Source organism: Achromobacter sp. 01N37, from assembly GCF_056399725.1.
Genome location: NZ_JBFTRX010000014.1, coordinates 12,222 through 33,543, shown reverse-complemented (window position 1 = coordinate 33,543; position 21,322 = coordinate 12,222). Strand labels below are relative to the sequence as shown.

23 protein-coding genes are annotated in these 21,322 nt (G+C 63.6%); 9 read left to right on the top strand and 14 right to left on the bottom strand.

The features are described from left to right. Nucleotides 1-4: 4 nt before the first annotated feature. Entirely contained in the window at nt 5-922 is a 918-nt protein-coding gene (locus AC1DSJ_RS23945; protein WP_441372299.1) for a DMT family transporter, read from the bottom strand. A gap of 302 nt (nt 923-1,224) precedes the next feature. On the opposite strand from AC1DSJ_RS23945, the gene AC1DSJ_RS23940 reads away from it, so the two are divergent. Continuing rightward, a complete protein-coding gene (locus tag AC1DSJ_RS23940) occupies nt 1,225-1,695 on the top strand; it encodes an Lrp/AsnC family transcriptional regulator (protein ID WP_175171626.1) in 471 nt (156 codons plus the stop codon). A 12-nt stretch (nt 1,696-1,707) separates the two neighbouring features. Here AC1DSJ_RS23940 and AC1DSJ_RS23935 read toward each other — a convergent pair whose 3' ends face one another. Continuing rightward, nucleotides 1,708-2,517: an alpha/beta fold hydrolase gene (locus AC1DSJ_RS23935; protein WP_441372298.1), complete on the bottom strand. Its 810-nt coding sequence runs from the start codon at nt 2,515-2,517 to the stop codon at nt 1,708-1,710. A gap of 110 nt (nt 2,518-2,627) precedes the next feature. On the opposite strand from AC1DSJ_RS23935, the gene AC1DSJ_RS23930 reads away from it, so the two are divergent. Further along, entirely contained in the window at nt 2,628-3,125 is a 498-nt protein-coding gene (locus tag AC1DSJ_RS23930; RefSeq protein WP_054427380.1) for a YbaK/EbsC family protein, read from the top strand. 79 nt (nt 3,126-3,204) lie between these two features. Here AC1DSJ_RS23930 and AC1DSJ_RS23925 read toward each other — a convergent pair whose 3' ends face one another. The 10 genes from AC1DSJ_RS23925 to AC1DSJ_RS23880 form a co-directional block, all read right to left on the bottom strand. Further along, complete coding sequence (locus AC1DSJ_RS23925) at nt 3,205-4,002, bottom strand: ABC transporter ATP-binding protein (RefSeq protein ID WP_441372297.1); 798 nt, start codon at nt 4,000-4,002, stop codon at nt 3,205-3,207. After that, the gene (locus AC1DSJ_RS23920; RefSeq protein ID WP_441372296.1) at nt 3,999-5,042 is read right to left on the bottom strand and encodes a FecCD family ABC transporter permease; all 1,044 of its coding nucleotides are present in this window, start codon (nt 5,040-5,042) and stop codon (nt 3,999-4,001) included. The genes AC1DSJ_RS23925 and AC1DSJ_RS23920 overlap by 4 nt, the downstream gene beginning before the upstream one ends. After that, complete coding sequence (gene ybgF, locus AC1DSJ_RS23915; RefSeq protein ID WP_054427350.1) at nt 5,042-5,728, bottom strand: tol-pal system protein YbgF; 687 nt, start codon at nt 5,726-5,728, stop codon at nt 5,042-5,044. The genes AC1DSJ_RS23920 and ybgF overlap by 1 nt, the downstream gene beginning before the upstream one ends. 86 nt (nt 5,729-5,814) lie before the next feature. Beyond that, nucleotides 5,815-6,315, bottom strand: a complete 501-nt coding sequence (pal, locus tag AC1DSJ_RS23910; RefSeq protein ID WP_006217420.1) for a peptidoglycan-associated lipoprotein Pal — start codon at nt 6,313-6,315, stop codon at nt 5,815-5,817. 31 nt (nt 6,316-6,346) lie between these two features. Next, nucleotides 6,347-7,666 carry a Tol-Pal system beta propeller repeat protein TolB gene (tolB, locus tag AC1DSJ_RS23905; protein ID WP_441372324.1) on the bottom strand — a complete coding sequence of 440 codons (1,320 nt, stop codon included), beginning with the start codon at nt 7,664-7,666 and terminating at the stop codon, nt 6,347-6,349. A gap of 16 nt (nt 7,667-7,682) precedes the next feature. Further along, nucleotides 7,683-8,816 carry a cell envelope integrity protein TolA gene (tolA, locus tag AC1DSJ_RS23900; protein WP_054427351.1) on the bottom strand — a complete coding sequence of 378 codons (1,134 nt, stop codon included), beginning with the start codon at nt 8,814-8,816 and terminating at the stop codon, nt 7,683-7,685. A gap of 39 nt (nt 8,817-8,855) precedes the next feature. Then, a complete protein-coding gene (locus AC1DSJ_RS23895) occupies nt 8,856-9,317 on the bottom strand; it encodes an ExbD/TolR family protein (RefSeq protein ID WP_054427352.1) in 462 nt (153 codons plus the stop codon). Next, nucleotides 9,317-9,997 carry a protein TolQ gene (gene tolQ / locus AC1DSJ_RS23890; protein ID WP_054427353.1) on the bottom strand — a complete coding sequence of 227 codons (681 nt, stop codon included), beginning with the start codon at nt 9,995-9,997 and terminating at the stop codon, nt 9,317-9,319. Before tolQ ends, AC1DSJ_RS23895 begins: the two co-directional genes overlap by 1 nt. Before the next feature lie 2 nt (nt 9,998-9,999). Then, the gene (ybgC, locus tag AC1DSJ_RS23885; protein WP_054427354.1) at nt 10,000-10,422 is read right to left on the bottom strand and encodes a tol-pal system-associated acyl-CoA thioesterase; all 423 of its coding nucleotides are present in this window, start codon (nt 10,420-10,422) and stop codon (nt 10,000-10,002) included. A 59-nt stretch (nt 10,423-10,481) separates the two neighbouring features. Further along, nucleotides 10,482-12,212: a proline--tRNA ligase gene (locus AC1DSJ_RS23880; protein WP_175171624.1), complete on the bottom strand. Its 1,731-nt coding sequence runs from the start codon at nt 12,210-12,212 to the stop codon at nt 10,482-10,484. A 65-nt stretch (nt 12,213-12,277) separates the two neighbouring features. Between AC1DSJ_RS23880 and AC1DSJ_RS23875 the strand changes: the two genes are divergently transcribed. The 6 genes from AC1DSJ_RS23875 to AC1DSJ_RS23850 all read left to right on the top strand — a co-directional run bounded on the left by AC1DSJ_RS23875 (nt 12,278) and on the right by AC1DSJ_RS23850 (nt 18,480). Further along, nucleotides 12,278-12,850: an RNA pyrophosphohydrolase gene (locus AC1DSJ_RS23875; RefSeq protein WP_006217428.1), complete on the top strand. Its 573-nt coding sequence runs from the start codon at nt 12,278-12,280 to the stop codon at nt 12,848-12,850. Next, the gene (locus tag AC1DSJ_RS23870) at nt 12,831-13,523 is read left to right on the top strand and encodes a response regulator (RefSeq protein ID WP_054427356.1); all 693 of its coding nucleotides are present in this window, start codon (nt 12,831-12,833) and stop codon (nt 13,521-13,523) included. The genes AC1DSJ_RS23875 and AC1DSJ_RS23870 overlap by 20 nt, the downstream gene beginning before the upstream one ends. Next, the gene (locus AC1DSJ_RS23865) at nt 13,524-15,056 is read left to right on the top strand and encodes a sensor histidine kinase (protein WP_245636468.1); all 1,533 of its coding nucleotides are present in this window, start codon (nt 13,524-13,526) and stop codon (nt 15,054-15,056) included. A gap of 356 nt (nt 15,057-15,412) precedes the next feature. Continuing rightward, complete coding sequence (locus AC1DSJ_RS23860) at nt 15,413-15,892, top strand: tripartite tricarboxylate transporter TctB family protein (protein ID WP_082387271.1); 480 nt, start codon at nt 15,413-15,415, stop codon at nt 15,890-15,892. A 6-nt stretch (nt 15,893-15,898) separates the two neighbouring features. Then, entirely contained in the window at nt 15,899-17,428 is a 1,530-nt protein-coding gene (locus AC1DSJ_RS23855) for a tripartite tricarboxylate transporter permease (protein WP_175171622.1), read from the top strand. 122 nt (nt 17,429-17,550) lie between these two features. Continuing rightward, the gene (locus AC1DSJ_RS23850) at nt 17,551-18,480 is read left to right on the top strand and encodes a 2-hydroxyacid dehydrogenase (protein WP_441372323.1); all 930 of its coding nucleotides are present in this window, start codon (nt 17,551-17,553) and stop codon (nt 18,478-18,480) included. Between the two features lie 4 nt (nt 18,481-18,484). Here AC1DSJ_RS23850 and AC1DSJ_RS23845 read toward each other — a convergent pair whose 3' ends face one another. Beyond that, entirely contained in the window at nt 18,485-19,429 is a 945-nt protein-coding gene (locus AC1DSJ_RS23845; RefSeq protein WP_427945023.1) for a LysR family transcriptional regulator, read from the bottom strand. 203 nt (nt 19,430-19,632) lie between these two features. On the opposite strand from AC1DSJ_RS23845, the gene AC1DSJ_RS23840 reads away from it, so the two are divergent. Beyond that, a complete protein-coding gene (locus AC1DSJ_RS23840) occupies nt 19,633-20,262 on the top strand; it encodes an FMN-dependent NADH-azoreductase (protein WP_441372295.1) in 630 nt (209 codons plus the stop codon). Nucleotides 20,263-20,375: 113 nt separating this feature from the next. On the opposite strand, the gene AC1DSJ_RS23835 is transcribed toward AC1DSJ_RS23840, so the two are convergent. Further along, nucleotides 20,376-21,281 carry an NAD(P)-dependent oxidoreductase gene (locus AC1DSJ_RS23835; RefSeq protein ID WP_054427360.1) on the bottom strand — a complete coding sequence of 302 codons (906 nt, stop codon included), beginning with the start codon at nt 21,279-21,281 and terminating at the stop codon, nt 20,376-20,378. Nucleotides 21,282-21,322: the final 41 nt, after the last annotated feature.

The following is a 21,322-nucleotide window of genomic DNA, read 5'->3' as shown; positions in this document are numbered from 1 at the left end:
AGTGTCAGGCGCGGGCGGCGGCGGTGGCCGCCGTCGGCGCGATGGCCTCGTTTGCACGCATGCGCGACGAGGCCAGTTTTACGCCGATCAAGATCATCACGAAGCCATACGCATGGAACAACTGCGGGGCTTCACCCAGCAAGGGCCACGCGAGCAGCGCGGCGTAAACCGGCACCAGGAACATCGACAGCCCGGCGGTTGCCGGACCCGCCTGGCTGATCAGCCGCCCGTAGACGTAGTACGCGCCCAGGCTGGGCACCACCGCCAGGAACAGCAGCACGGCCGCCAGCCGGGGATCGGTCCACGGGGGCGTCGCGCCCGCCGCTGCTTCGATGCCAGCAAACGGCGCCAGCGCCAACACACCACCCAGCATCATCACCGCCAGCCGGGCGCTGGCCGGCACGGCCGGCAAGGGCAGCCGCTTTTGCAGCACGGTGTAGAACGCCCAGCCGGTGGCGGCCAGCAGCACCCACAAGTCACCCTGGCCGAACGCCAATCGGGCCAACGCCTGCGTATCGCCGCGTGACAGCACGACCAGCACGCCGCCCAAGGCCAACGCCAGGCCGGCCGCACGCAGCGCCGACAGCGGCTTGCGCCAGATCAGCGCTTCCAGCAGCGCCACCAGGATGGGGCTGCACGAAAAGATCAGGGCGATATTGGTGGCGCTGGTGGTCTGCGCGCCGATGTATTGCGGCGCCACGGCCACGCCCATGCCCAGCACGGCCAGCGGCAGCAGGGCGGGCAAGCCGCGCCACAACGCGCGGCGATGCGTCCGCAATGCGGGGGCGGCCAAGGGCAACAGGATCAGCAAGGCTAGCAGCCAACGGCCGAAGGCAAGGAAAACAGGGGGAAGGCTGGCGTCGTGCGCCCAGCGGGCGGCGACCATATTCGAGGCGAATAGCGCCGGGGCGGTCAAAAGCATGGCGGCGCCGGATAGGCCCAGACCGGTTCTTGCGGGGACTGCTGCTGCGTGAGACATGGTTTCCAGCCGCGCGGATCGGCGCGCGGGTTGCTGCGTGGGAACTGCCGGCGCTTCTGCCGGGTTGTGCCGCAGCGAAAGCGCCGAAATCCGACGGGCGGGATAGATGCCCGTCTTGCTGGAAAGTCTACGGCCAGGGAAACAAAATAGGTTTCCTGATTCACGCCAGTTTGGCGCTTTATGGAAAATATCTATCTTGTAGAATTGATTTTTACAGAGATATTCTCTTTGCAGGTGCGCCGCCCATGTCCACTCCTCCCAAAATCGACGATACCGACCGCAAGATCCTGCGCGCGCTGCGCTCGGATGGCCGGCTGACGAACCTGAAGCTGGCGGAGCAGGTGGGCTTGTCGCCCACACCCTGTTGGAACCGCGTGAAGGCGTTGGAAGAGGCGGGGGTGATTGAGGGCTACGCGGCCCTGCTGAACCAGAAAGCGTTGGGCTTGCCGGATACGGTGATGATCGAAGTGACGCTGGAGCACCACGACGACGAGACGCTGGCGCGGTTCGGCGAAGAAATCACCCGGCTGCCCGAAGTGGTCGAAGCCTTTCTTGTCACAGGCGAATATGACTACCTGATCAAGGTGGCCGTGGCCGGCACCGAAGGCTACGAGGAATTCCTGCGCAAGCGCCTGTACAAGCTGCGCGGCGTGCGCCACAGCCGGTCTACATTTGTGCTGCGCCGCTTGAAGCACACGCCTTCGGTCGAACCGTGAGCGCGGGGGCGTTCAGCCCCCCAGAAATTCCTGGATGGCGCCGTTGAAGGCGCGCGGGTTGCCCAGGTTCATGCCGTGCGACGACCCCACGACGGTGACCCGATGCGCGTGCGGCAGCCATTGCGACAGCGCATCCAGCACGGCAGGATAGGGCGCGGGGCTGAGCGCGCCGCCGATCAACAGGGTTGGTAACTTCAGCGTGGCGATCTGTTGCGGCGTCAGGGTTTCCGGCTTTTCGTCGGCCTGGCCAAAGAGCGTGCCCACGTTGTCGCGCACCATCTCTTTGAACCACGGCACCATGCGCTGCCAGGTGTCTGGCCCCGTCACGGTGTCCACGAACAACGCCAGGCCTTCCTCGATTTCGCCTTGCCGGATCAACGCCAAGGCGCGCTGGCGAAAGCCGCCCCGCGCATCATCGCCACGGGGCAAGGGCAGGCCGGGATCGGCCAGCGTCAGGCTGCGCAGCGCATCGGGCTGGCGCAAGGCCACTTCCAGCGCCACGCGGCCGCCGCGCGAATGGCCCACCAGATGGGCGGGGCCGCCTGCGACGGTATCAATGAATTCCAACACATCGTCTGCGTGCTGATCGATGGAAAACCCATCGCCTTCGCCGTCCCAGGATTCCGGCCAGTAGCGGCGCAGGCACACCGCCAGCACGCGGAACGATTTGCCCAGCGGCGCCATCTGCGACTTCCAGTAGCGGCAGTCAGACAGGGAACCGTGCACCAGCACCATGGGCGCGCCGCTGCCGTATTCGGTGTAGGACATGGCGTAGCCGCCGATCAGGGCGGTTTGCAGGGGCAAGACGGGTTCGGAACGCATGAGGGGCAGGAAGGGGAAAGCCAGGTCCGCATTCTAGCCCGGCGCGGCGTGACGCCAGTGCGCGCCGCCGCTGATAAACTCGTTCGCAGTCTTACACGGAGCCCATCACGATGTCCCCTGAGTCTCTTGCTGCCTTGCCCGAATCGGCCCAACGCGTGGCCCGTCTGTTGCTGGAAATCGGTCACGACAAACCCGTCGTGGTCCTGCCGCAAACCGGCAAGACATCGGCGGAAGCCGCGGCGGGGCTAGGGTGTGAGGTGGCGCAGATTGCGAAGTCAATCATCTTCCGGCGCGCTGCCGACAATGCGCCGGTGCTCGTCATCGCCAGCGGCGCCAACCGCGTGGACGAGGCCAAGGTCGCCGAGCAGGTCGGCGCATTGGCCAAGGCCGACGCCAAGTTCGTGCGCGACAACACGGGTTACGCGATTGGCGGCGTCTGCCCCATCGGCCATGCCGTCAAACCGGTGATGCTGTTGGACGCTGACTTGTTCAATTACGACAGCCTGTGGGCCGCGGCCGGCCATCCGCACGCCGTGTTCAATCTGACCCCGCAGCAGTTGGCTGACATGACCGGCGCGCCGGTGGTGGATGTGGCTCAGCGCGCCTGAATTCAGTACTTGAGCCCTAGCAGCTGAGTTCCTGCGACTGAGCCAGCACGCGGGTCCCAGCGCCTGTGGGACGCCTGCTTCAGCGCGGGTGCTCGTCCAGCCCGTCGATCAGTACTTGCCGCAAGCCTCGCGAGCAGGCCTCGACCCGAGCTTGCACGCCATACACGGCCGCAAGCGATGCAGGCGTGATGACGTCCGCCGGCTTGCCTTGCGCGTGCAGCCGGCCTGCCTGAATCATCACGGCGCGGTCGGCGTGCTGTAAGGCCACGTTCAAGTCGTGCAGCACGATGACGCTGATCAGCCCGTGTTCCTGCGTTTCCTGCTTCAGCAGGCGCATCACGTGGAATTGGTAATTCAAGTCCAGGGCAGACAGGGGTTCGTCCAGCAGCAGCACGCGCGGATGGCGGATCAGCGCTTGCGCCAGCCCGACCAACTGCTTCTGTCCGCCAGACAGCGCATCCAGGTAATGCATCGCCAAGTGCGCGATGCCCAGCCGATCCAGCAGCCGCTCGATAGCGGCCATGTCCACGGGGGGCGCCAACGCGTTGTGGCTGGCATTGGCCGCGACCAGCACCGATTCAAAGACGCGCAGGTGCACGGCGGCCGGCAGGCTCTGCGGCAGATAAACCATGTGCTGGGCGCGTTCACCGACGCCCAGCCGGTTCAAGTCTTGGCCGTTCAGCAAGACGCGCCCGTGGCGGGTACGAACGAGCCCGGCCAGCGCCTTGAGCAAGGTGGATTTGCCGCTGCCGTTCGGGCCGAGCAGGGCGGTGACTTCCCCCGCCGCCAAGGCCGGAATCGATAGCGAGTGCAACACGTCCTCGCGGCCATAGCCCGCGCTTAGTTGATCGATATCCAGGGGGGCTCCGCGCGTCATGGCAGTTGCCGGCGCAGCACCACCGCCACGAAAAAGGGAATGCCGACCAACGCCGTCACGATGCCCACGGGTACGACCACATCTGGCAGCAGATTTTTCGAGACGACGGAAGCCAGGGACAAAATCAGCGCGCCCACCAGCGCGCTGCCCGGCAGATAAAAACGATGGTCTTCACCGAACAGGCGGCGCGCAATGTGCGGGGCCACCAATCCGATGAAACCAATCGTGCCGACAAAAGCCACGGCCAACGCCGACAGCAGGCTGACGCGCGCCAGCGCCGCGACACGCACCCGGCGCACGTCCACGCCGAAACTGGCGGCGCGGTCTTCGCCCAAGCGCAGCGCGGTCAGCTTCCAGGATTGGCGCATCGCCACCGGCAGCGTCAGCACGATTGCCGTCACCATCACGCCCACGCTCGTCCAGCTGGACCGCGCCAGGCTGCCCATGGTCCAGAACACCAGGCTCTGCAACGCTTCCGCGCTGGCCAGGAACTGCACCAGCGACACCAGTGCATTGAACGTGAACACCATCGCAATGCCGAACAGCACGACGCCCGACGTGTTCATGCCGCTCCATCGGGCGACGGTGTCCAGCAACAATGCCGCCCCGATTGCAAAGACGAAGGCGTTGCCCCCGATCAGCCAACCGCTGGGCACGCCTGGAATGCCAAATTGCAAGACGATCGCCAGCGACGCGCCCAAGGCGGCGGCCGACGACACGCCCAGCGTGTAGGGGCTGGCCAGCGGGTTGTTCAGGATGGTCTGCATTTCGGCGCCTGCTAGCCCCAAGGCCATGCCCACCAGGGCGGCCATCAAGGCGGAAGGCAGTCGGATGTCCCACACGATGACGCGGTAGGTGGCGTCGGCGGCTTCCGGCCCGCTCAACGTTCGCCACAGCTCGCGCCAAGGCAGGCCCGTTGGGCCGATGGTGAAGTCGATCAGCAGCGCCATGAAAATCGCCGCCAGCAGCAGGGCGATAAGCCCTGCGCGGCGGCGCAGGATGTGCCGGTACGCGCTGACCGCGCTAGCGGCGTGGCGCATTACTGCAGCAGTTGCAGGCGGCTCTTGGCCGTGCTTGCCGCGGGCGAGTTCGGGTAGTCGCGAACGATGCGCTGCAGCGACGCCTTGGCGCCGGCGCGGTTGTTCAGTTCGATCTGGCCGCCGGCGATGATCAGCAGGGCGTCCGGCGCGCGCGCGTTGTCGGGCGACTTCTGCACCATGGCGGTCAGCTGTTCGATGGCGCCCTTGAAGTCCTTCATGCCGTAGCGGCTACTGCCCAGGTAGAACTGTGCGCTGGGGGCCAGCTGGCTGTTCGGGTAGAGGGCGGTAAAGGCGGCCAGCGATTCGGCGGCGTCCTTGTACTGGCCTTTGCGGAACAGGTCCATGGCGCCGTCATAGGCGGCTTGTTCTTGCGGGTCGCCGGCAGCGGTGCCCGGCGGGTTCGTGCCGCTGGGTGCGCCCGGCTTGGCGCTGGGCTGTTGGCGGGACACCAGTTCCAGCTGGTCGCGCAGTTGGGCGACTTCCTGTTGCAGGGATTGAATCTGGTCGGCCAATTGCAGCTTGGCGCGCTGGCTTTGCTCGTTCTGCTGCTGAACCTGCTGACGCAAATCCAGAATGGCCTTACGAGCCTCGTCATCGGAAAAAGCGTGAGCGGGCGCCGTCAGGGCCGCAAGCACCAGGCCAGTGGCCACCATCAGAGGACGCAGAGACAGAACGTTATCGCGCATGAATATTCCCGGGTATAAAAACAAACGTCGGGACGGCCGGCTGACCGTCCCGACGCGTGGTAGGGCTCTTGGACTAAGCGAAAAGCTTAACGCAGATAGTTGATATCGGCGCGGCGGTTTTCAGCAAAGTCGGCTTCCGACGTACCCGTCGACTTCGGCTTTTCTTTACCGAAGCTGATGGTTTCGATCTGGTTGTCGCTGACGCCCAGCAGGGTCATCATGCGACGCACGGCGTCTGCACGACGCTGGCCCAGGGCCAGGTTGTACTCAGCACCGCCGCGTTCGTCGGTGTTGCCTTCGATCTTGACCTTCTGCTGCTGGTGCGAAGCCAGGTAGCGGGCGTGGGTTTCGACCAAGCCGCGGTACTGGTCCGACACGGTGTAGCTGTCGAAATCAAAGTACACCGAGCGCTGTTGCGCCAGGATGCTTTGGGGGTTAAAGGGATCAAGGATTTGGCCAGAGGCCGAAGATCCTTGGCCAGCGCCTCCGCCCTGACCCGCTTTATCGTCGAGAGGGACGGAGCTGCAAGCTGCCAGCGTGGCAGCCAGAGCGGCAATGGTCAGGCTTTTGGCAATGCGCGACTTCATGATAGTTCCTTTGCAAAGAGAGTCACACGTGTTATCGGGTAAATGGGCCCCAAGTCGGTTCACGTATTTCCCCGTTCAGTACCGAAAGCGTCTGCCGTACGCGGCCATCGCTCGAGACACCCGCAAGTACGCTACGGCCATTTTGGATAGCGGCGTAAAGGACTTGCATGCCATTCGGCGCGAAACTTGGCGACTGATCGTCACGACCATCAGTGATCAAGGATTCGGAGCCTGAGGACAGGTTCAACGACGCGATTCGAAACGCGCCGTCGCGTCTTGCAACGTACAGCAGCGTCGATCCATCGGGGGAAATTCGGGGTGATATGTTGTAACCACCATTAAACGTGAGGCGGCGTGCGTCGCCACCTGTCGAGCCGGTCTGGTAGATTTGCGGCCCGCCGCTGCGGTCACTCGTAAAGATAATGGAAGCACCGTCTGGCGTAAAGGTCGGTTCGGTGTCAATCCCGGGAGAACGCGTAACTCGCGTGGGATTCGACCCGTCGGACGCGCCAACGATGTAAATTTGCGACAAACCATCACGCGTCAACGCCACGGCAAGCTTGGAGCCATCGGGCGACCAGGCGGGGGCGCTGTTGTTGCCCTTGAAGTTGGCAACGGGAACGCGGGCGCTGGTAGCCAATGTGTGCACGTAGACAACCGGCTTGCCGGACTCGAAGCTCACGTAGGCCAGCTTGGCGCCATCGGGCGACCAGGACGGCGAAATGATGGGCTCGCGCGAACGCAGGGCCACTTGCGGGTTTTGCCCGTCAGCGTCGGCCACTTGCAGTTCGTAGGTCGCGCCCTTCTTCAGCACGTAGGCGATGCGCGTCGAGAACACGCCGCGAACGCCGGTGATCTTCTCGTAGATGCGGTCAGCAATCTGGTGCGCAACGCGGCGCAGTTCTTGCTCGGTGCCAGAGAACGCCACGCCATCCAGTTGGCCCTTCTTGACCGTGTCGGCCAAGCGGTAGCGCACGTCGTAGCGGCCATCGGCGCCACGGGTGATGCTGCCGTAAGCCAGGAAGTCGGCGCCTTTACCGCGCCAATCGTCATGGGCGATGGGGGAGTCGACGTTCAGGCCGGAGCCGGCGGCGTTGATCAGGCGGAACTGGCCCGTGCGGGTCAAGTCAGCGCGGATCACTTCGGCCAGGGCGCGGCCGTGGGTGTCATCAACGGCGAAATCGGCGATGGCGACGGGATACTGCGTCGCGCCAGTGCCAGAAATATCAACACGCAATTGCGCATGGGCGGGTTTCACTGCCATCAGGCAGAGCGCGAGGATCAGCAAGCCGAGCCCATACGATCGCCAGAGAGCGAGGAGCGAACCTCGTCGGCTATAAGCGGGAGTCATATTCATCAATCTCCTGTCAATCATACATTTTGTGCACTACGTCAATGAACTTGTCGTAGCCGCCCGTGGAGGGCTTCGGGAAGGGGTTGCAACGGCGGATGCCGGTTTCGACCGCGCGGTCGAATGCCGGATTGCCCGACGATTCGGTCAGCGACACGCCGTTCACCTTCCCGTCAGTGCCTAACTGTACCCGGTATTGTGCCGTCGGATTGGTGCTGCCGGCCCGCGGCGGAGGCTGATATGCCACGCCCGGCAGGATGCAAGCGCGCACCTTTGCGGCATAGCCGTTATCGCGTCCACCGCCCGCCTGATTGCGGTCAGCCGTGCCGCCGGGGATGCCGGCTGCGCCCAGGGCGTCGTTGCGGAATGCGTCCTTCAACGCCTTGTCGGCAGCCGCCTTCTTCGCGGCAGCGGCCTTCTCGGCGGCCGCTTTTTCAGCAGCAGCCTTCTCCGCAGCGGCCTTCTCTGCCGCCGCCTTTTCGGTAGCCGCCTTTTCAGCGGCAGCCTTCTTGGCGGCGTCGTCCTTGGCCTTCTTTTCAGCAGCGGCCTTGTCGGCAGCGGCCTTCTCGGCGGCAGCCTTGTCAGCAGCGGCCTTTTCAGCCGCAGCCTTCTCGGCCGCTTTCTCGGCGGCAGCCTTTTCCGCAGCCTGGCGTTCTTGCTCCAGGCGCTTCTTCTCTTTCAGTTCAGCCTGCTTGCGTTCCTCTTCGAGGCGCGCCTTTTCCTTGGCTTCCGCTGCCTGGCGAGCCTTCTCTTCCTGCTCGCGCTTCTTCTTGGCTTCCTGAATGGCGATCTCGGGGTCCACTTCCTCGGTCTTCGGCTGAACCTGGGGTTCAGGCTTGGGCGGAGGAGGGGGAGGAGGCGGTGGCGGCGGCTCGGGCGCCTTTTCAGGCTCCGGCTGCGGCTCGGGCTTGGGTTGCGGCTTGGGCGGTTCGGGTTGGGGCGTGGGCGGCGGGGCGACGGGCGAATTGCCGTCAGCCCAGAGTTGGACCTCGACGGGGCCGGGGGCCTCCGTGCGCCAGTTCACGCCAAAGATCAAGGCGACCAGCAGCAGCAAGTGCACCGCCACAGCCAGAATGAGCGCATTCCGGTTGTCGTTGTTGGGCGGGGTGGCGGGTGGGCCGCTGCGGTGTCGAATTATGGGTGGCGTCATGGGCGTTGCGTGCCGGACATGCCGGCGGAAGGCGGCACGTTAGCGTTTTTTCGCGGATGCGGGCTGGGAGGAACCGGCGGCGGACTGATCCACCAGCAGGCCCAGGCGGGTGATGCCGTTGGTGCGCAGTTCGTCCATCACCTTCACGACCGTCTCGTAGGGCACCTTGCCGTCGGCGGCGATGACCACCGGCGTTTCCGCGGTAATACGCGAACGCACTTGCGCCACCAGTTCGGGGCGCGCGATGTCCTGCAGGGTTGCGCCGGGTTCGCGCATGCGCAGGGCGATCTTGCCATCTTCCGAAATCTGGACTTCCAGCGGCTTCACAGGCACGTCCGAGGCCGCCCCGACCGAGGGCAACTGGATCAGGCCCGGCGTGATCAGGGGCGCGGTCACCATGAAGATGACCAGCAGCACCAGCATCACGTCGATGTACGGCACCACGTTGATGTCGGCCTTCATGCGGCGGCCGGACCTGCCGCGTGAGCTTACCGAGGGCATTAGCGCACCTGCCGTTGCAGAATGTTCAGGAATTCATCGACGAAGCTGTCGAAACGGATCGAGATGCGGTCGATGTCATTCGTGAAGCGGTTGTAGGCGACCACGGCGGGGATGGCGGCGAACAGGCCGATGGCGGTAGCGATCAGCGCTTCCGCGATACCGGGGGCCACCGAAGCCAGCGTGGCTTGCTGCATGTTCGACAGGCCGATGAAGGCGTGCATGATGCCCCAGACCGTACCCAGCAGGCCGATGTACGGCGACACCGAACCGGCCGAAGCCAGGAAGTTCAGGTGCGATTCCAGCGAATCCATTTCGCGTTGGTAGGCGGCGCGCATGGCGCGGCGCGGGCCGTCGAGCAGGGCGGTGGCGTCACCGGCGGAGTTACCGCGGCGGGCCTTCAGGAATTCGGTCATGCCGGCATCGAAGATGCGGGCGAGGGCGCCCTGTTCATCGCGGCGCGAGGCCACGGCCTGTTGCAGCATGGACAGGTCGCCGCCCGACCAGAAGTCGTCTTCAAAGCGGCGCGTCTGGGTATGCGCGCGCTTGATGGCCAGGCGTTTGGCGAAAATATAGGTCCAGGACATGATCGAAATGCCCAACAGCATCAGCATGATCAGCTGGACCGGCACGCTGGCGTGCGAAATCAGCGAAAGCAACGACATGTCGTTGGTGACTTGCATGGTTATTCCTGAATGAATTCCAGTTTTGCGCGAACGTCAGCCGGCAACTCCGCCGGCCGCATGTGAATGGCGTCGACACAGCAGACTTGGATGTTGCCTTCGGCAAGCAGTTCCCCGTCGCGTTCCGCGCGCTGCGCGAAGTGTATCGAAGCGCGGCCGAGTTTGGTGATTCGGCTGCGTATGGTAAGCAAATCGTCTAGCTTGGCCGGTTTCCGGTAAGACATGTCCAAGGAGCGGACAACAAATAAGCGTTGTTCGCTGGCGGCCAGGCTGGACTGGTTGACTCCCAGGTTGCGCAGCCACTCGGTGCGTGCGCGTTCCAGGAATTTCAAGTAGTTAGCGTAGAAAACCACCCCGCCCGCATCCGTGTCTTCGTAATAGACACGGACTTGCAGGAGGGATTCGGCAGACTTCGGATCGGTCACGGTACGGATAGGCAATGAAGCGGGGTCGGGACGCGGGAAGTCCGTAGCTACTATGGGGTTTAAAGGGTGTCGAGTTTCGTCAGCACCGCTTCAAGCGCGGACTCTACCGGAATCTTGGCCGCTTCGGTTTCCCGACGCGCTTGCAATTCCACCACACCATCGTTCAGGCCGCGTTCTCCAACTGTTACACGCAGCGGGGCGCCAATCAGTTCCCACTCGGCAAACATGACGCCGGGGCGGGCATCGCGGTCGTCCAGAATGACGTCCACGCCGCGCGCCAGCAGCGATTCATAGAGCTTCAGGGCAGTGTCACGCACCGTTTCACTTTTGCCCCAGCCCACCGGGCAAATTACCACTTCGAACGGGGCAATGGCGCGGGGCCAGATGATGCCGCGGGCGTCGTGGTTCTGCTCGATGGCGGCGCCCACGATACGGGTCACGCCGATGCCGTAGCAGCCCATTTCCAGTGTGGCCGGCTTGCCGGTTTCGTCCAGGAAGGTGGCTTTCAGGGCTTCGGAGTACTTCTTGCCCAGGTAGAAAACGTGTCCTACTTCGATGCCGCGCTGGATGGAAAGCGTGCCCTTGCCATCCGGCGACGGGTCGCCCGCGACCACGTTGCGCAGATCGGCCACGAGCTCGGGCTCGGGCAGGTCGCGGCCCCAGTTTACGCCCTGGATGTGGAAATCTTCTTTGTTCGCGCCGCAGACGAAATCGGCCATGTTGGCAACCGTACGGTCGGCAATCACGTGCACCGGCTTGGCCGTCTTGACCGGACCCAGGTAGCCGGGCTTGCAACCGAAATACTCGACGATCTCGCTTTCGGTGGCGAAGCGGAAGCCCGCCAGGCCCGGCAGCTTGCCCGTCTTGATCTCGTTCAGTTCGTGGTCGCCGCGCAAGAGCAGCAGCCAGATGTCGACTTTGCCCTTGTCGCCGTCGGTGGCCAGGACGATCGACTTGATCGTCTTTTCCAGCGGCAGGCCCAGCAGCTTGGCCACGTCTTCGCACTTGGCCGCGCCGGGGGTGGCGACCTCGGCCATGGCTTGGGTGGCGTCACCGCGGGTCGGGTACAGCGCCACGGCTTCGGCCAGCTCGATGTTGGCGGCGTAGTCGGTGTCGGCGTTGTAGACCAACAGATCTTCGCCGGTGTCGGCGATAACCTGGAATTCATGGCTGCGCGTGCCGCCAATGGAGCCCGTATCGGCCGCAACGGCGCGGAATTCCAGGCCCAGACGGCTGAAAATCCGCATGTACGCGGCGTACATGTTGTCGTAGCTCTTGAGCGCGCCCGCCTCGTCACGGTCGAAGGAGTAGGCGTCCTTCATGGTGAATTCGCGGCCGCGCATCAGGCCGAAGCGCGGACGGCGTTCGTCACGGAACTTGGTCTGAATGTGATAGAAATTCAGCGGCAACTGGCGATAGCTGTGGATTTCGTTGCGCGCGATGTCCGTGATGACTTCCTCGGACGTGGGCTGCAGCACGAAGTCGCGCTGATGGCGGTCTTTGATGCGCAGCAGTTCAGCGCCGTACTGCTCCCAGCGGCCCGATTCCTGCCAGAGTTCGGCGGGTTGCACCACCGGCATCAGCAGCTCGATGGCGCCCGAGGCGTTCATTTCCTCGCGGACGATAGCCTCGACCTTGCGGATGATCTTCAGGCCCAGGGGCATGTAGGTGTAGATGCCGCCCGCGAGTTTGCGGATCATCCCGGCCCGGGTCATCAGCTGGTGGCTGGCGACTTCGGCTTCGGAAGGGGCTTCTTTGAGGGTGTTGATGTGGTAGTTGGATGCGCGCATGTTTAAAGGTGGCAGCAGATACGTATAATCGACTGTAATTGTATTGAATTCGGTGGGGGTGGCCCATGCTTGACCGCGAAGGCTACCGCCCCAATGTCGGCATCATTCTCGTCAACAGTCGAAACGAGGTCTTTTGGGGCAAGCGTATCAGGGAACATGCATGGCAGTTCCCCCAGGGCGGCATCAAATATGGCGAAAGCCCGGTGCAGGCCATGTATCGCGAACTCCATGAAGAGGTGGGCTTGAAGCCCGAGCATGTCCGTATTTTGGGGCGTACACGCGATTGGTTACGTTATAACGTGCCCGATCACTTCGTCCGGCGTGAGTGGCGTGGCCACTATAAAGGACAAAAACAGATTTGGTTCTTGTTGCGCCTGGTAGGACGTGACAGTGATGTGTGCTTGCGCGCGACGCAGCATCCGGAATTCGATGCCTGGCGCTGGAGCCAGTATTGGGTGCCCCTGGACGCCGTGATCGAGTTCAAGCGTGACGTCTATACCCAGGCGTTGAACGAGTTGTCGGCGATCCTCTTTCGGCGTCATCACGAAACCCGCTACCTGCGCCAGCGCGTGCATGGGCAGCGGGCAGCAGAGAATTTGCCCGAAGGAACGGACGGTCATGCGCATATTGTTGGTTGAAGACGAACGGGACATGGCGTCCTGGTTGATGCGCGCGCTCGCCCAGAGCGGGTTTGTGCCAGACCATGCGGCAGACGCCCGCACGGCCGAGGCATTCATGGCAGGCACGGAATATGACGCCATCGTCATGGACCTGCGCCTGCCCGACAAGCACGGGCTGGTCGTCTTGCGTGAAATGCGCAACCGCGACGACCGCACGCCCGTGCTGTTGTTGACGGCCCAGGGCGCATTGCAGGATCGGGTCCGTGGCCTGAATCTGGGCGCGGACGATTTCCTGACCAAGCCTTTCGCGTTGGAAGAACTGGAAGCGCGGCTGACCGCGTTGGTGCGCCGCAGCCGTGGCCGCCAGCATCCGCGCCTGCAATGCGGCTCGCTCTCGTACGACAGCGAAAGCCGCGCCTTCACGCTGGACGGTTCCTTGCTTTTCCTGACGCCCCGCGAGCATGCCGCGCTGGCCGCGTTGCTGACTCGCAGTGGCTACCCCGTGGACAAGTCACAATTGTTCGGCAAAGTCTTCACGCATGACAGCGAAGCCAACCCCGACGCCATCGAGGTCGTGCTGCACCGTCTGCGCAAGAAGCTCGCCGGCAGCGACGTGCGCATCGTTACCGTACGCGGATTGGGCTACATGCTGGAAAGTGTCGCCAGCGAATCCGCCGAATCGGAATCCTAAGTGAGCCTGCGGATTCCGGGGCTGCCGCGCGTCGGCATCCGCGCGCTGCTGATCATCCTGCTGCTGCCCGGCGTGGTGGTATTGCTGGTCATCGACAGCCTGAACGACTACCGCACCCTGGCCGAGATCACCAACGAGGCGTATGACAGCGCCTTGGTGGAGCCCGCGCGCGTGCTGGAAAGCAGCCTCGAATTCACGCCGGACGGCAACTTGCAAGTGGCCACGCCGCTGTATGCGCAGGTGATGCTGGAATCCCGCGCGGGCCTGCGCAAGTATTTCCGCATTGAACAGATTGATCCCCCGCTGCCGGACGGTTCGCCCGTGCCGACGGACCAGGGCAAGACGCTCTTGGGCATGCCCGAAATGCCGCGTCCCCCGACCTGGCCGCGTTCCAACGGCCAACCCATCTTCTACGACGGCGTTTATCGCAATGATCCGGTGCGCGTCGTGTCGGTGGTGCGCGATCTCTATTATCAGGGCCAGCATCGTCAGGTGCTGGTTGTGGTGGCGGAAAGCACGGGTAAGCGGATCGAGGCCGAGAACAACGCGCGGCGCCAGGAAATTCTGCGTGATGCGCGAATGCTGGCGCTGGTGGTGGTGCTGGTGTGGTGGGGCGTGTCGTGGGCGTTGAAACCGTTGCGCCGCCTGCGTGCCGATATCCGCAATCGCCGTCCTGACGATCTGACGCCGCTGGACGCCTCGCGCGTGCCTAGCGAGGTGTCGCCGCTGGTCGACGCCGTCAATCACCACATCGCCCGTTACCGCCGCGTGTTGGATGAGCAGTCGCATTTTCTGGCGGACGCGTCGCATCAGCTGCGCACGCCGCTGGCCATCATGTTGACGCAGGCGCAGTACGCGCTACGTGAGCGCGACCCGGCGCGTACCCGCGAAGGGCTGCGCGCCATCGTGGACCAGTTGGGCCGCACGCGCCGCCTGACCGAACAGCTGCTGTCCTTGGCGCACGCCAACCAGGCGGATCAGTTGCCGCGCCAATTGCTCGACATGAATGCCGTGTCGCGCGAAGTCGTGCTTCAGTACTTGCCGCTGGCACACGAGAAGCAGCAGGATCTGGGTTGGGTGCAGGCTGTTTCGGAAGCGGGGCTTGAAGTTGCCGCGCCGGTATCGGGCAACGAGGCCGAGCTGCACGAAGCCCTGTCCAATCTGGTGCACAACGCCATTCATTACGCGCCGGTCGGCGCGCGCATCACCGTGTCGGTCAACCGGCTGGAGCATCGCGCCGAGGTCTCCGTGTCCGACAATGGCCCCGGCCTCGACCCCGACTTGCGCGGTCGTGCCTTCGCCCGTTTCGAACGCGTGGGCACGGACAAACCTGTCACGTCCAGCGGGTCTGGTCTGGGGTTGGCCATCGCGCGCGCCTATGCGCGCCGAAATGATGGCGACATTGAACTGCGCGATGGCGAGCCCAATGCGCAAGGCGGAGTCGGCCTGGCGTCGGTGCTGTGGCTGCCGCTGGCGCCCACCGTGTCGCAGTACCCGCGGCCGCTTGATGTCGAGCTGAAAGGCGAGCAATAAAGCGAGCATCAAAGCAGGCAATAAAGCAGGCAACAGAGCAGGCATCGACGCAGGTCACAAAGCAGGCATCGAAGCAGGCATCGAAGCAGGCATCGAAGCAGGTCACAAAGCCGGCATCAAAGCCGGCAACGTCGCCGCTTTCACCCCCCGGCTTTCAAATTTTTTTCTCTTTTCCCCCTTTCTTACGCAGCATCCACTCAGGGATTACCCCTGAATTCAGGAATGCGACAGCGCATAGAAAGCGGATTAGCAGCTTCCCTCCGTAATCTGCGCTCCGGCTCGTTGTTAAAGGGCCGGGCGAGGCTCGTGTCGAGCGCCGCATCAAGGGCCGGCACGGTCCTGCACCAGGAAGGAGGATGGAAGTGCAAAAAAATATCAACAGAAAGGACTACTACGGCGGCGCGCTGATGGTCCTGATCGGGTTGGGGGCGATATACGGCGGCACCGACTATCACATCGGGTCGCTGAGCCACATGGGCCCGGGGTTTTTTCCCGCCGCACTTGGCGGCTTGCTGGCGCTGACGGGCGTGCTGATTGCAATCTCTGCGAGGTCGGGCGAACCGTCGGCGCCCGCACCGGCCGAAGGCCATCCGCACGGCTTGCCGGACATGCGCGGCAGCATCTGCATCTTGCTGGGCATTCTGGCCTTCTTGCTGCTGGGGCATTACGGCGGCCTGCTGCCGGCGACGTTCGCCATCGTGTTCATCTCGGCACTCGGTGACCGCAAGAACACCATCAAGCAAGCCATCCTGCTGTCGGTCGGAATGTCCGCGATTGCGGTCGTCGTTTTCTGGTGGGCGCTGCAACTGCAGCTGCCGCTGTTTCGTTGGGGTTGACGCGCCATGATCTCTCAATCTTTGATGGACCTTTGGTACGGCTTCGGTGTCGCGTTCCAGTGGCACAACCTGATGTGGTCGTTCTTTGGCGTGCTGGTGGGTAACCTCATTGGCGTGCTGCCCGGCATGGGCGCCTTGTCGGCGATTTCCATTCTGCTGCCGCTGACCTACGTCATGCAGCCCGTGCCTGCCATTCTGATGCTGGCCGGTATTTTCTACGGTTCGCAATACGGCGGCGCCATCGGCGCCATCCTGCTCAACCTGCCTTCGCATCCGCCGCACGCGGTCACCTGCCTTGATGGTTATCCATTGACCAAACAAGGCAAGGGCGGAACTGCGCTGGGCATCACGATGATCTGCTCGTTCTTCGCGGCATCGGTTGGCATCATCGTCATGATCTTCGCGTCGCCCTTGCTGGTCGAAGTGGCGTTCAAGTTCGGCCCGACCGAGATCTTCTCGATCATGTTGCTGGGCTTGCTGGCAGGCGCCACGATGTCGCGCGGCTCGCCGCTCAAGGGCGTGGCGATGACGCTCTTCGGCCTGATGTGCGGCGTGGTGGGCACGGACGTGAACACCGGCACCATCCGTTTCTCGTTCGGCCTGCTGGACTTGTCCGACGGCCTGGAGCTGGTGGCGATCTCGATGGGTCTGTTCGGCGTGGCCGACTTCCTGATGAGCGTGAACCGCATGACCATCATCGGCAGCGGCGCCAAGCTGCGCATTCGCGACATGCGGCCGACGAAGCAGGAATTGAAGACGGCGTTCTGGCCCATGGTGCGCGGCACCGCGGTTGGCACGTTGTTCGGCGCCATGCCCGGCACCGGCCCGACCATCACCACGTTCGTGGCCTACGCGTTGGAACGCAAGATCTCGAAGACGCCGGAAAAATTCGGCACCGGCATGATCGCAGGCGTGGCTTCGCCGGAAGCGTCGTCGCACTCGAAGACGCAGGTCGACTTCATCCCCACGATGAGCCTGGGCATCCCCGGCGACGCGGTGATGGCGCTGATTCTGGGCGCGCTGCTGATCCAGGGCATTCAGCCTGGCCCGCAGCTGATCACCGAGCATCCGGACATCTTCTGGGGCCTGATCGCCAGCTTCTGGGTGGGTAACGTGCTGCTGATGGTGCTGAACGTGCCGCTGATCGGCGTGTGGGTCAAGCTGCTGCAAGTGCCGTACCGCTATCTGTTCCCGTCCGCGTTGTTCTTTATCGCGGTGGGCGTGTACAGCACGCAGAACAGCCTCTTCCAGATTTGGGAAGTGCTGGCCTTCGGTGTGATCGGCGCTATCTTGATGACGCTGGAATTCTCGGTGGCCCCCATCTTGCTCGGCTTCGTGCTGGGGCCGATGGTGGAAGAGAACTTCCGCCGCGCACTGCTGCTGTCGCGTGGGGATCTGGCGGTGTTCGTGCAACGCCCGATCAGCGCCTGGTTCATCGCTGCCAGCGCCTTGCTGATCCTGCTGCAAGTGTGGGCGTTCCTGCGCCGCGGCAAGGGCAAAGGCAAGAACAAGCCTGAAGTGCCGCAAACGGTTTAAGCGGCACTTACCAAGCGGTACTTACGCTTGCGTGGCAACGGCCCGGCTTCATGCCGGGCCGTTTGATTTGTGAGTCGCCATCCTGCATGCTTGAGGTTTCCGAAAGCCCTGAACCCGACACCATGCACATTCTCTTTGCCTGCCCCCATCACGATCCCGACGTCTGGGTGCCGCGCCTGGAAGCCTCCATGCCCGGTTGCCGCATTTCGGTATGGAACCCTGACGGCCCGCCTTCGGGCGCGGAAGTCGCCCTGGTCTGGCGTCCGCCGGCAGAGCTCTTCAAGCACGAGACGGGCATCACAACCCTGTTCAACCTTGGTGCGGGCGTTGATGCGTTGTTGAAGATGCCCGAGATCCCCGAGCACGTGCGCATCGTGCGCCTGGAAGACGCCGGCATGTCGGTGCAGATGGCCGAGTACGCCTTGTATGCGCTGTTGCGTGTGTCGCGCGATTTTGAAGCTTTCGATCAGGCGCAGGCCCGTCAGCATTGGGATACGCGTGAAGGCACGGCGCAATCGGATTGGCCCGTGGGCGTGCTGGGGCTGGGTCAGGTTGGTGCGCGTGTGGCGCAGACGCTGGCTGAATTCGGTTATCCGGTTGCCGGGTGGTCGCGTTCGCCGCGCGATATTACCGGCGTCGAATCCTTTGCTGGCGAAGCCGCGCTGCCGGCGTTCCTGGCCCGTACGCGCTTCCTGGTGAATGTGCTGCCGCTAACGCCCGATACGCGTGGCATTCTGAACCGCGACACGCTGTCCCAACTGCTGCCCAATGCGCACCTGGTCAACGTGGGCCGCGGCGAGCATCTGGTGGAAGACGATCTGGTGCAGATGCTGGAAGAAGGCGAGATCGCGGGCGCCACGCTCGATGTGTTCCACTCCGAGCCCTTGCCCCAGGATCACCCGTTTTGGCGCGATCCGCGCGTCCACGTCACGCCGCATATTGCAGCGCGCACACTGCGCGATGAAAGCATCGCGCAAATCGCGGGCAAGGTCGCGCAGCTGATGCGCGGCGAAGCCATCACCGGTGTCGTCGAACGCACGCGGGGTTACTAACCTTTTACTGAGCGGCAGTTGCAACGGGGACCACGGCCTTTTCCAGCCGTTGGTACATCGACGGCAGCCGTTGCGACAGGAAATCCAGCAAGGTCCGGACGGCGGGCATCATGCCCCGCCGCGACGGATAAATGCAATGCACGATCCCCTCTGGTGATTGCCATTGCGGCAGCACTGGCACCAGCTGACCGCGGCGCAATTCCTCTTGCGTCGCAATTGACGGCAGYAGCGCAATGCCCCGGCCGCGTACCGCTGCTTCCGTCAGCACGATGAAGTCATTGCAGGACAGTTGTGGCTTGAGCTCAATCTGCACCTCTTCGCCCTTGTCGTTGCGCAAGGGCCAACGCACCTCGTTTTGCGGATCAGAAAAGCTCAGCGTCGTGTGCGACGCCAGATCTTGCGGCGTGTCGGGCGTGCCGTGACGTTGCAGATAACCGGGGCTGGCGACGAGCGTGCCACGCGCCGTGCCCAGATGACGCACGACCAGTTCTGCGTCGGTATCCAGCTTTGTGCGCACGCGCAGCGCCAGGTCGACGCCTTCGCGGATCAGGTCCACGCGTCGGTTCGTCACCAGCAACTGCACCGATATCGCTGGCCACGCATCCAGGAATTCCGGCAGCAGCGGCGCCAGCACGTCCTGCGCAATGGATACGGGGCAACTCACGATTACCGGGCCGGCGGGCTCTGACTGCAATTGCCGCATGGCGTCGTCCGCAGCACGCGCGGAGGCCGCCATCTCGCGGCAGTAATGCAGATAACGTTCCCCCGCTGATGTCAGGCGCAGCCGGCGTGTCGTGCGTTGCAGCAGGCGCACGCCAAGGCTTTCCTCCAGATGGGAAATCCGGCGTGACAATCGGGATTTGGGAATATCCAGCGCGCGAGCCGCAGCGCTGAAGCCGCCTTGCTCGACGACTTGAGAGAAATAGTAGAGGTCGTTTAGATCTTGCATGATTGTTCTATTCCTGGAACGAACAGTTCATCATACCTGGGTTTATGCGAACAATGAACGGATCTACAGTGACGCCATGCATTCGGGATCTGCCAACGCCATTCGGCGTCAAGCCCTAGTCCAAAACGCTTTCAAGCATCGGGCGTGGCGCTGACAGATCCTGGCCGTCCGCCCAAGGCGGACCATCCCTGGAGAAATTTGCAATGAAAACCCTCGTTATCCTTTCCTCGATTCTCGGCGACCGTTCCAACAGCAAGCAATTGGCCGATCACCTGATTGCGCGCGTCAAAAACGCCAACCCGGCCGCGGCCGTGAAGGTGCGCGACATCGGCGCGCAACCCATTCCTTACTTCGATGGCAATACCGCTGGCGCCCTGTTCACGCCGGCCGATGCTCGCAGCGTTGAGCAACAGCGCATCGTTGAACTTAGCGATACGCTGGTCGCCGAAGTGATGGAAGCCGACCGCATTGTGTTTGCCGTGCCGGTCTACAACTTCAACCTGCCGGCCCAGTTCAAGAGCTATCTGGACTACCTGGCCCGCGCCGGCGTCACGTTCCGTTATACGCCCGAAGGCGTGCCGGAAGGCCTCGTCAAGGGTAAACAGGTGTTTGTGTTGACGGCACGCGGCGGCAAGGCTGAAGGCACGCCGTCGGACACGCTGACGCCGTACCTGCGCCAGATGCTGAGCTTCCTGGGCATGAACGACGTCACGTTCATCGCCGCTGAAGGCATGGCGATGGGCGAAGTGGCCGCGCTGGAAGGCGTGACGCTGGCCAAGCAACGCATCGACGCGCTGCTGCTGGATGCCGTAGAAGCGGACCTGGCCGCGTAATCGGGTGCCGCGCAAGCGGCATTGCGCTGCCGACGTGCCAAAGTAAAAAGGCGAGCCGCAGGGCTCGCCTTTTTCATGGCCGCTGCTACGCGGCTAAGAACACGCCGCGCGGCTTAGTCGCGCAAACGCTTGATCAGGCTGGACGTATCCCAGCGGCCGCCGCCCATCTTTTGGACGTCGCCATAAAACTGATCCACCAGCGCCGTCACCGGCACGCGCGCGCCGTTGTTGCGCGCCTCGGCCAGTACCAGGCCCAGGTCCTTGCGCATCCAATCCACCGCGAAGCCGAAGTCGAACTTGTCGTCGACCATGGTGCCGCCCCGGTTTTCCATCTGCCAGCTTTGTGCCGCGCCCTTGCTGATCACATCCAGCACCAGCTTCATGTCCAGATCCGCCGCCTGGCCAAAGGCCACGGCTTCGGACAAGCCCTGCACGAGGCCGGCGATGCAGATCTGGTTGACCATCTTGGCCAGCTGTCCGGCGCCCGATGCGCCCACCAGCGTGACTGCGCGGCCAAAGCTCTGCGCCACCGGCTTGATGGCGTCGAACACGGCTTGTTCACCGCCGCACATGATGGTCAGCGCGCCATTGACGGCGCCGGCCTGTCCGCCCGAGACGGGCGCGTCCACGAAATTCAGGCCCAGGCCCTTGGCTTGAGCGTAGAGTTCGCGCGCAACATCGGCGGACGCGGTGGTGTGGTCGACGAACACGGCGCCCGGCGCCATGCCAGCGAACGCGCCGTCGGGTCCCAGCACCACGCTGCGCAGGTCATCGTCATTGCCCACGCAGGCGAAGACGATTTGTGCACCGGCAACGGCTTCACGCGGCGTCGCGGCATGGCGGCCACCGAACTCGGCGACCCAGGCTTGCGCTTTGGCGGGCGTGCGGTTGTAGACGGTCACGTCGTGCCCGGCGCGGGCCAGGTGGCCGGCCATGGGCAAGCCCATGACGCCCAAGCCGAGAAAAGCGACTTTCTGTGCTACGACCGCGTCGTAGCTCTTGGTACCGATCGTTGCCATGCAGGGGACTCCACGCTAGGTAGGTAAGGTCAGTCTGAGGA

Coding starts and splice junctions, on each gene's coding strand:
- AC1DSJ_RS23840 (WP_441372295.1), top strand. CDS start 19,633: ATGAAAACCCTCGTTATCCTTTCCTCGATTCTCGGCGACCGTTCCAAC.
- AC1DSJ_RS23875 (WP_006217428.1), top strand. CDS start 12,278: ATGCTTGACCGCGAAGGCTACCGCCCCAATGTCGGCATCATTCTCGTC.
- AC1DSJ_RS23850 (WP_441372323.1), top strand. CDS start 17,551: ATGCACATTCTCTTTGCCTGCCCCCATCACGATCCCGACGTCTGGGTG.
- AC1DSJ_RS23860 (WP_082387271.1), top strand. CDS start 15,413: ATGGAAGTGCAAAAAAATATCAACAGAAAGGACTACTACGGCGGCGCG.
- AC1DSJ_RS23920 (WP_441372296.1), bottom strand. CDS start 5,042: ATGCGCCACGCCGCTAGCGCGGTCAGCGCGTACCGGCACATCCTGCGC.
- AC1DSJ_RS23855 (WP_175171622.1), top strand. CDS start 15,899: ATGATCTCTCAATCTTTGATGGACCTTTGGTACGGCTTCGGTGTCGCG.
- AC1DSJ_RS23880 (WP_175171624.1), bottom strand. CDS start 12,212: ATGCGCGCATCCAACTACCACATCAACACCCTCAAAGAAGCCCCTTCC.
- AC1DSJ_RS23925 (WP_441372297.1), bottom strand. CDS start 4,002: ATGACGCGCGGAGCCCCCCTGGATATCGATCAACTAAGCGCGGGCTAT.
- AC1DSJ_RS23870 (WP_054427356.1), top strand. CDS start 12,831: ATGCGCATATTGTTGGTTGAAGACGAACGGGACATGGCGTCCTGGTTG.
- tolA (WP_054427351.1), bottom strand. CDS start 8,816: ATGACGCCACCCATAATTCGACACCGCAGCGGCCCACCCGCCACCCCG.
- pal (WP_006217420.1), bottom strand. CDS start 6,315: ATGAAGTCGCGCATTGCCAAAAGCCTGACCATTGCCGCTCTGGCTGCC.
- tolQ (WP_054427353.1), bottom strand. CDS start 9,997: ATGCAAGTCACCAACGACATGTCGTTGCTTTCGCTGATTTCGCACGCC.
- AC1DSJ_RS23945 (WP_441372299.1), bottom strand. CDS start 922: ATGCTTTTGACCGCCCCGGCGCTATTCGCCTCGAATATGGTCGCCGCC.
- AC1DSJ_RS23940 (WP_175171626.1), top strand. CDS start 1,225: ATGTCCACTCCTCCCAAAATCGACGATACCGACCGCAAGATCCTGCGC.
- AC1DSJ_RS23930 (WP_054427380.1), top strand. CDS start 2,628: ATGTCCCCTGAGTCTCTTGCTGCCTTGCCCGAATCGGCCCAACGCGTG.
- AC1DSJ_RS23935 (WP_441372298.1), bottom strand. CDS start 2,517: ATGCGTTCCGAACCCGTCTTGCCCCTGCAAACCGCCCTGATCGGCGGC.
- AC1DSJ_RS23895 (WP_054427352.1), bottom strand. CDS start 9,317: ATGCCCTCGGTAAGCTCACGCGGCAGGTCCGGCCGCCGCATGAAGGCC.
- ybgF (WP_054427350.1), bottom strand. CDS start 5,728: ATGCGCGATAACGTTCTGTCTCTGCGTCCTCTGATGGTGGCCACTGGC.
- AC1DSJ_RS23835 (WP_054427360.1), bottom strand. CDS start 21,281: ATGGCAACGATCGGTACCAAGAGCTACGACGCGGTCGTAGCACAGAAA.
- tolB (WP_441372324.1), bottom strand. CDS start 7,666: ATGACTCCCGCTTATAGCCGACGAGGTTCGCTCCTCGCTCTCTGGCGA.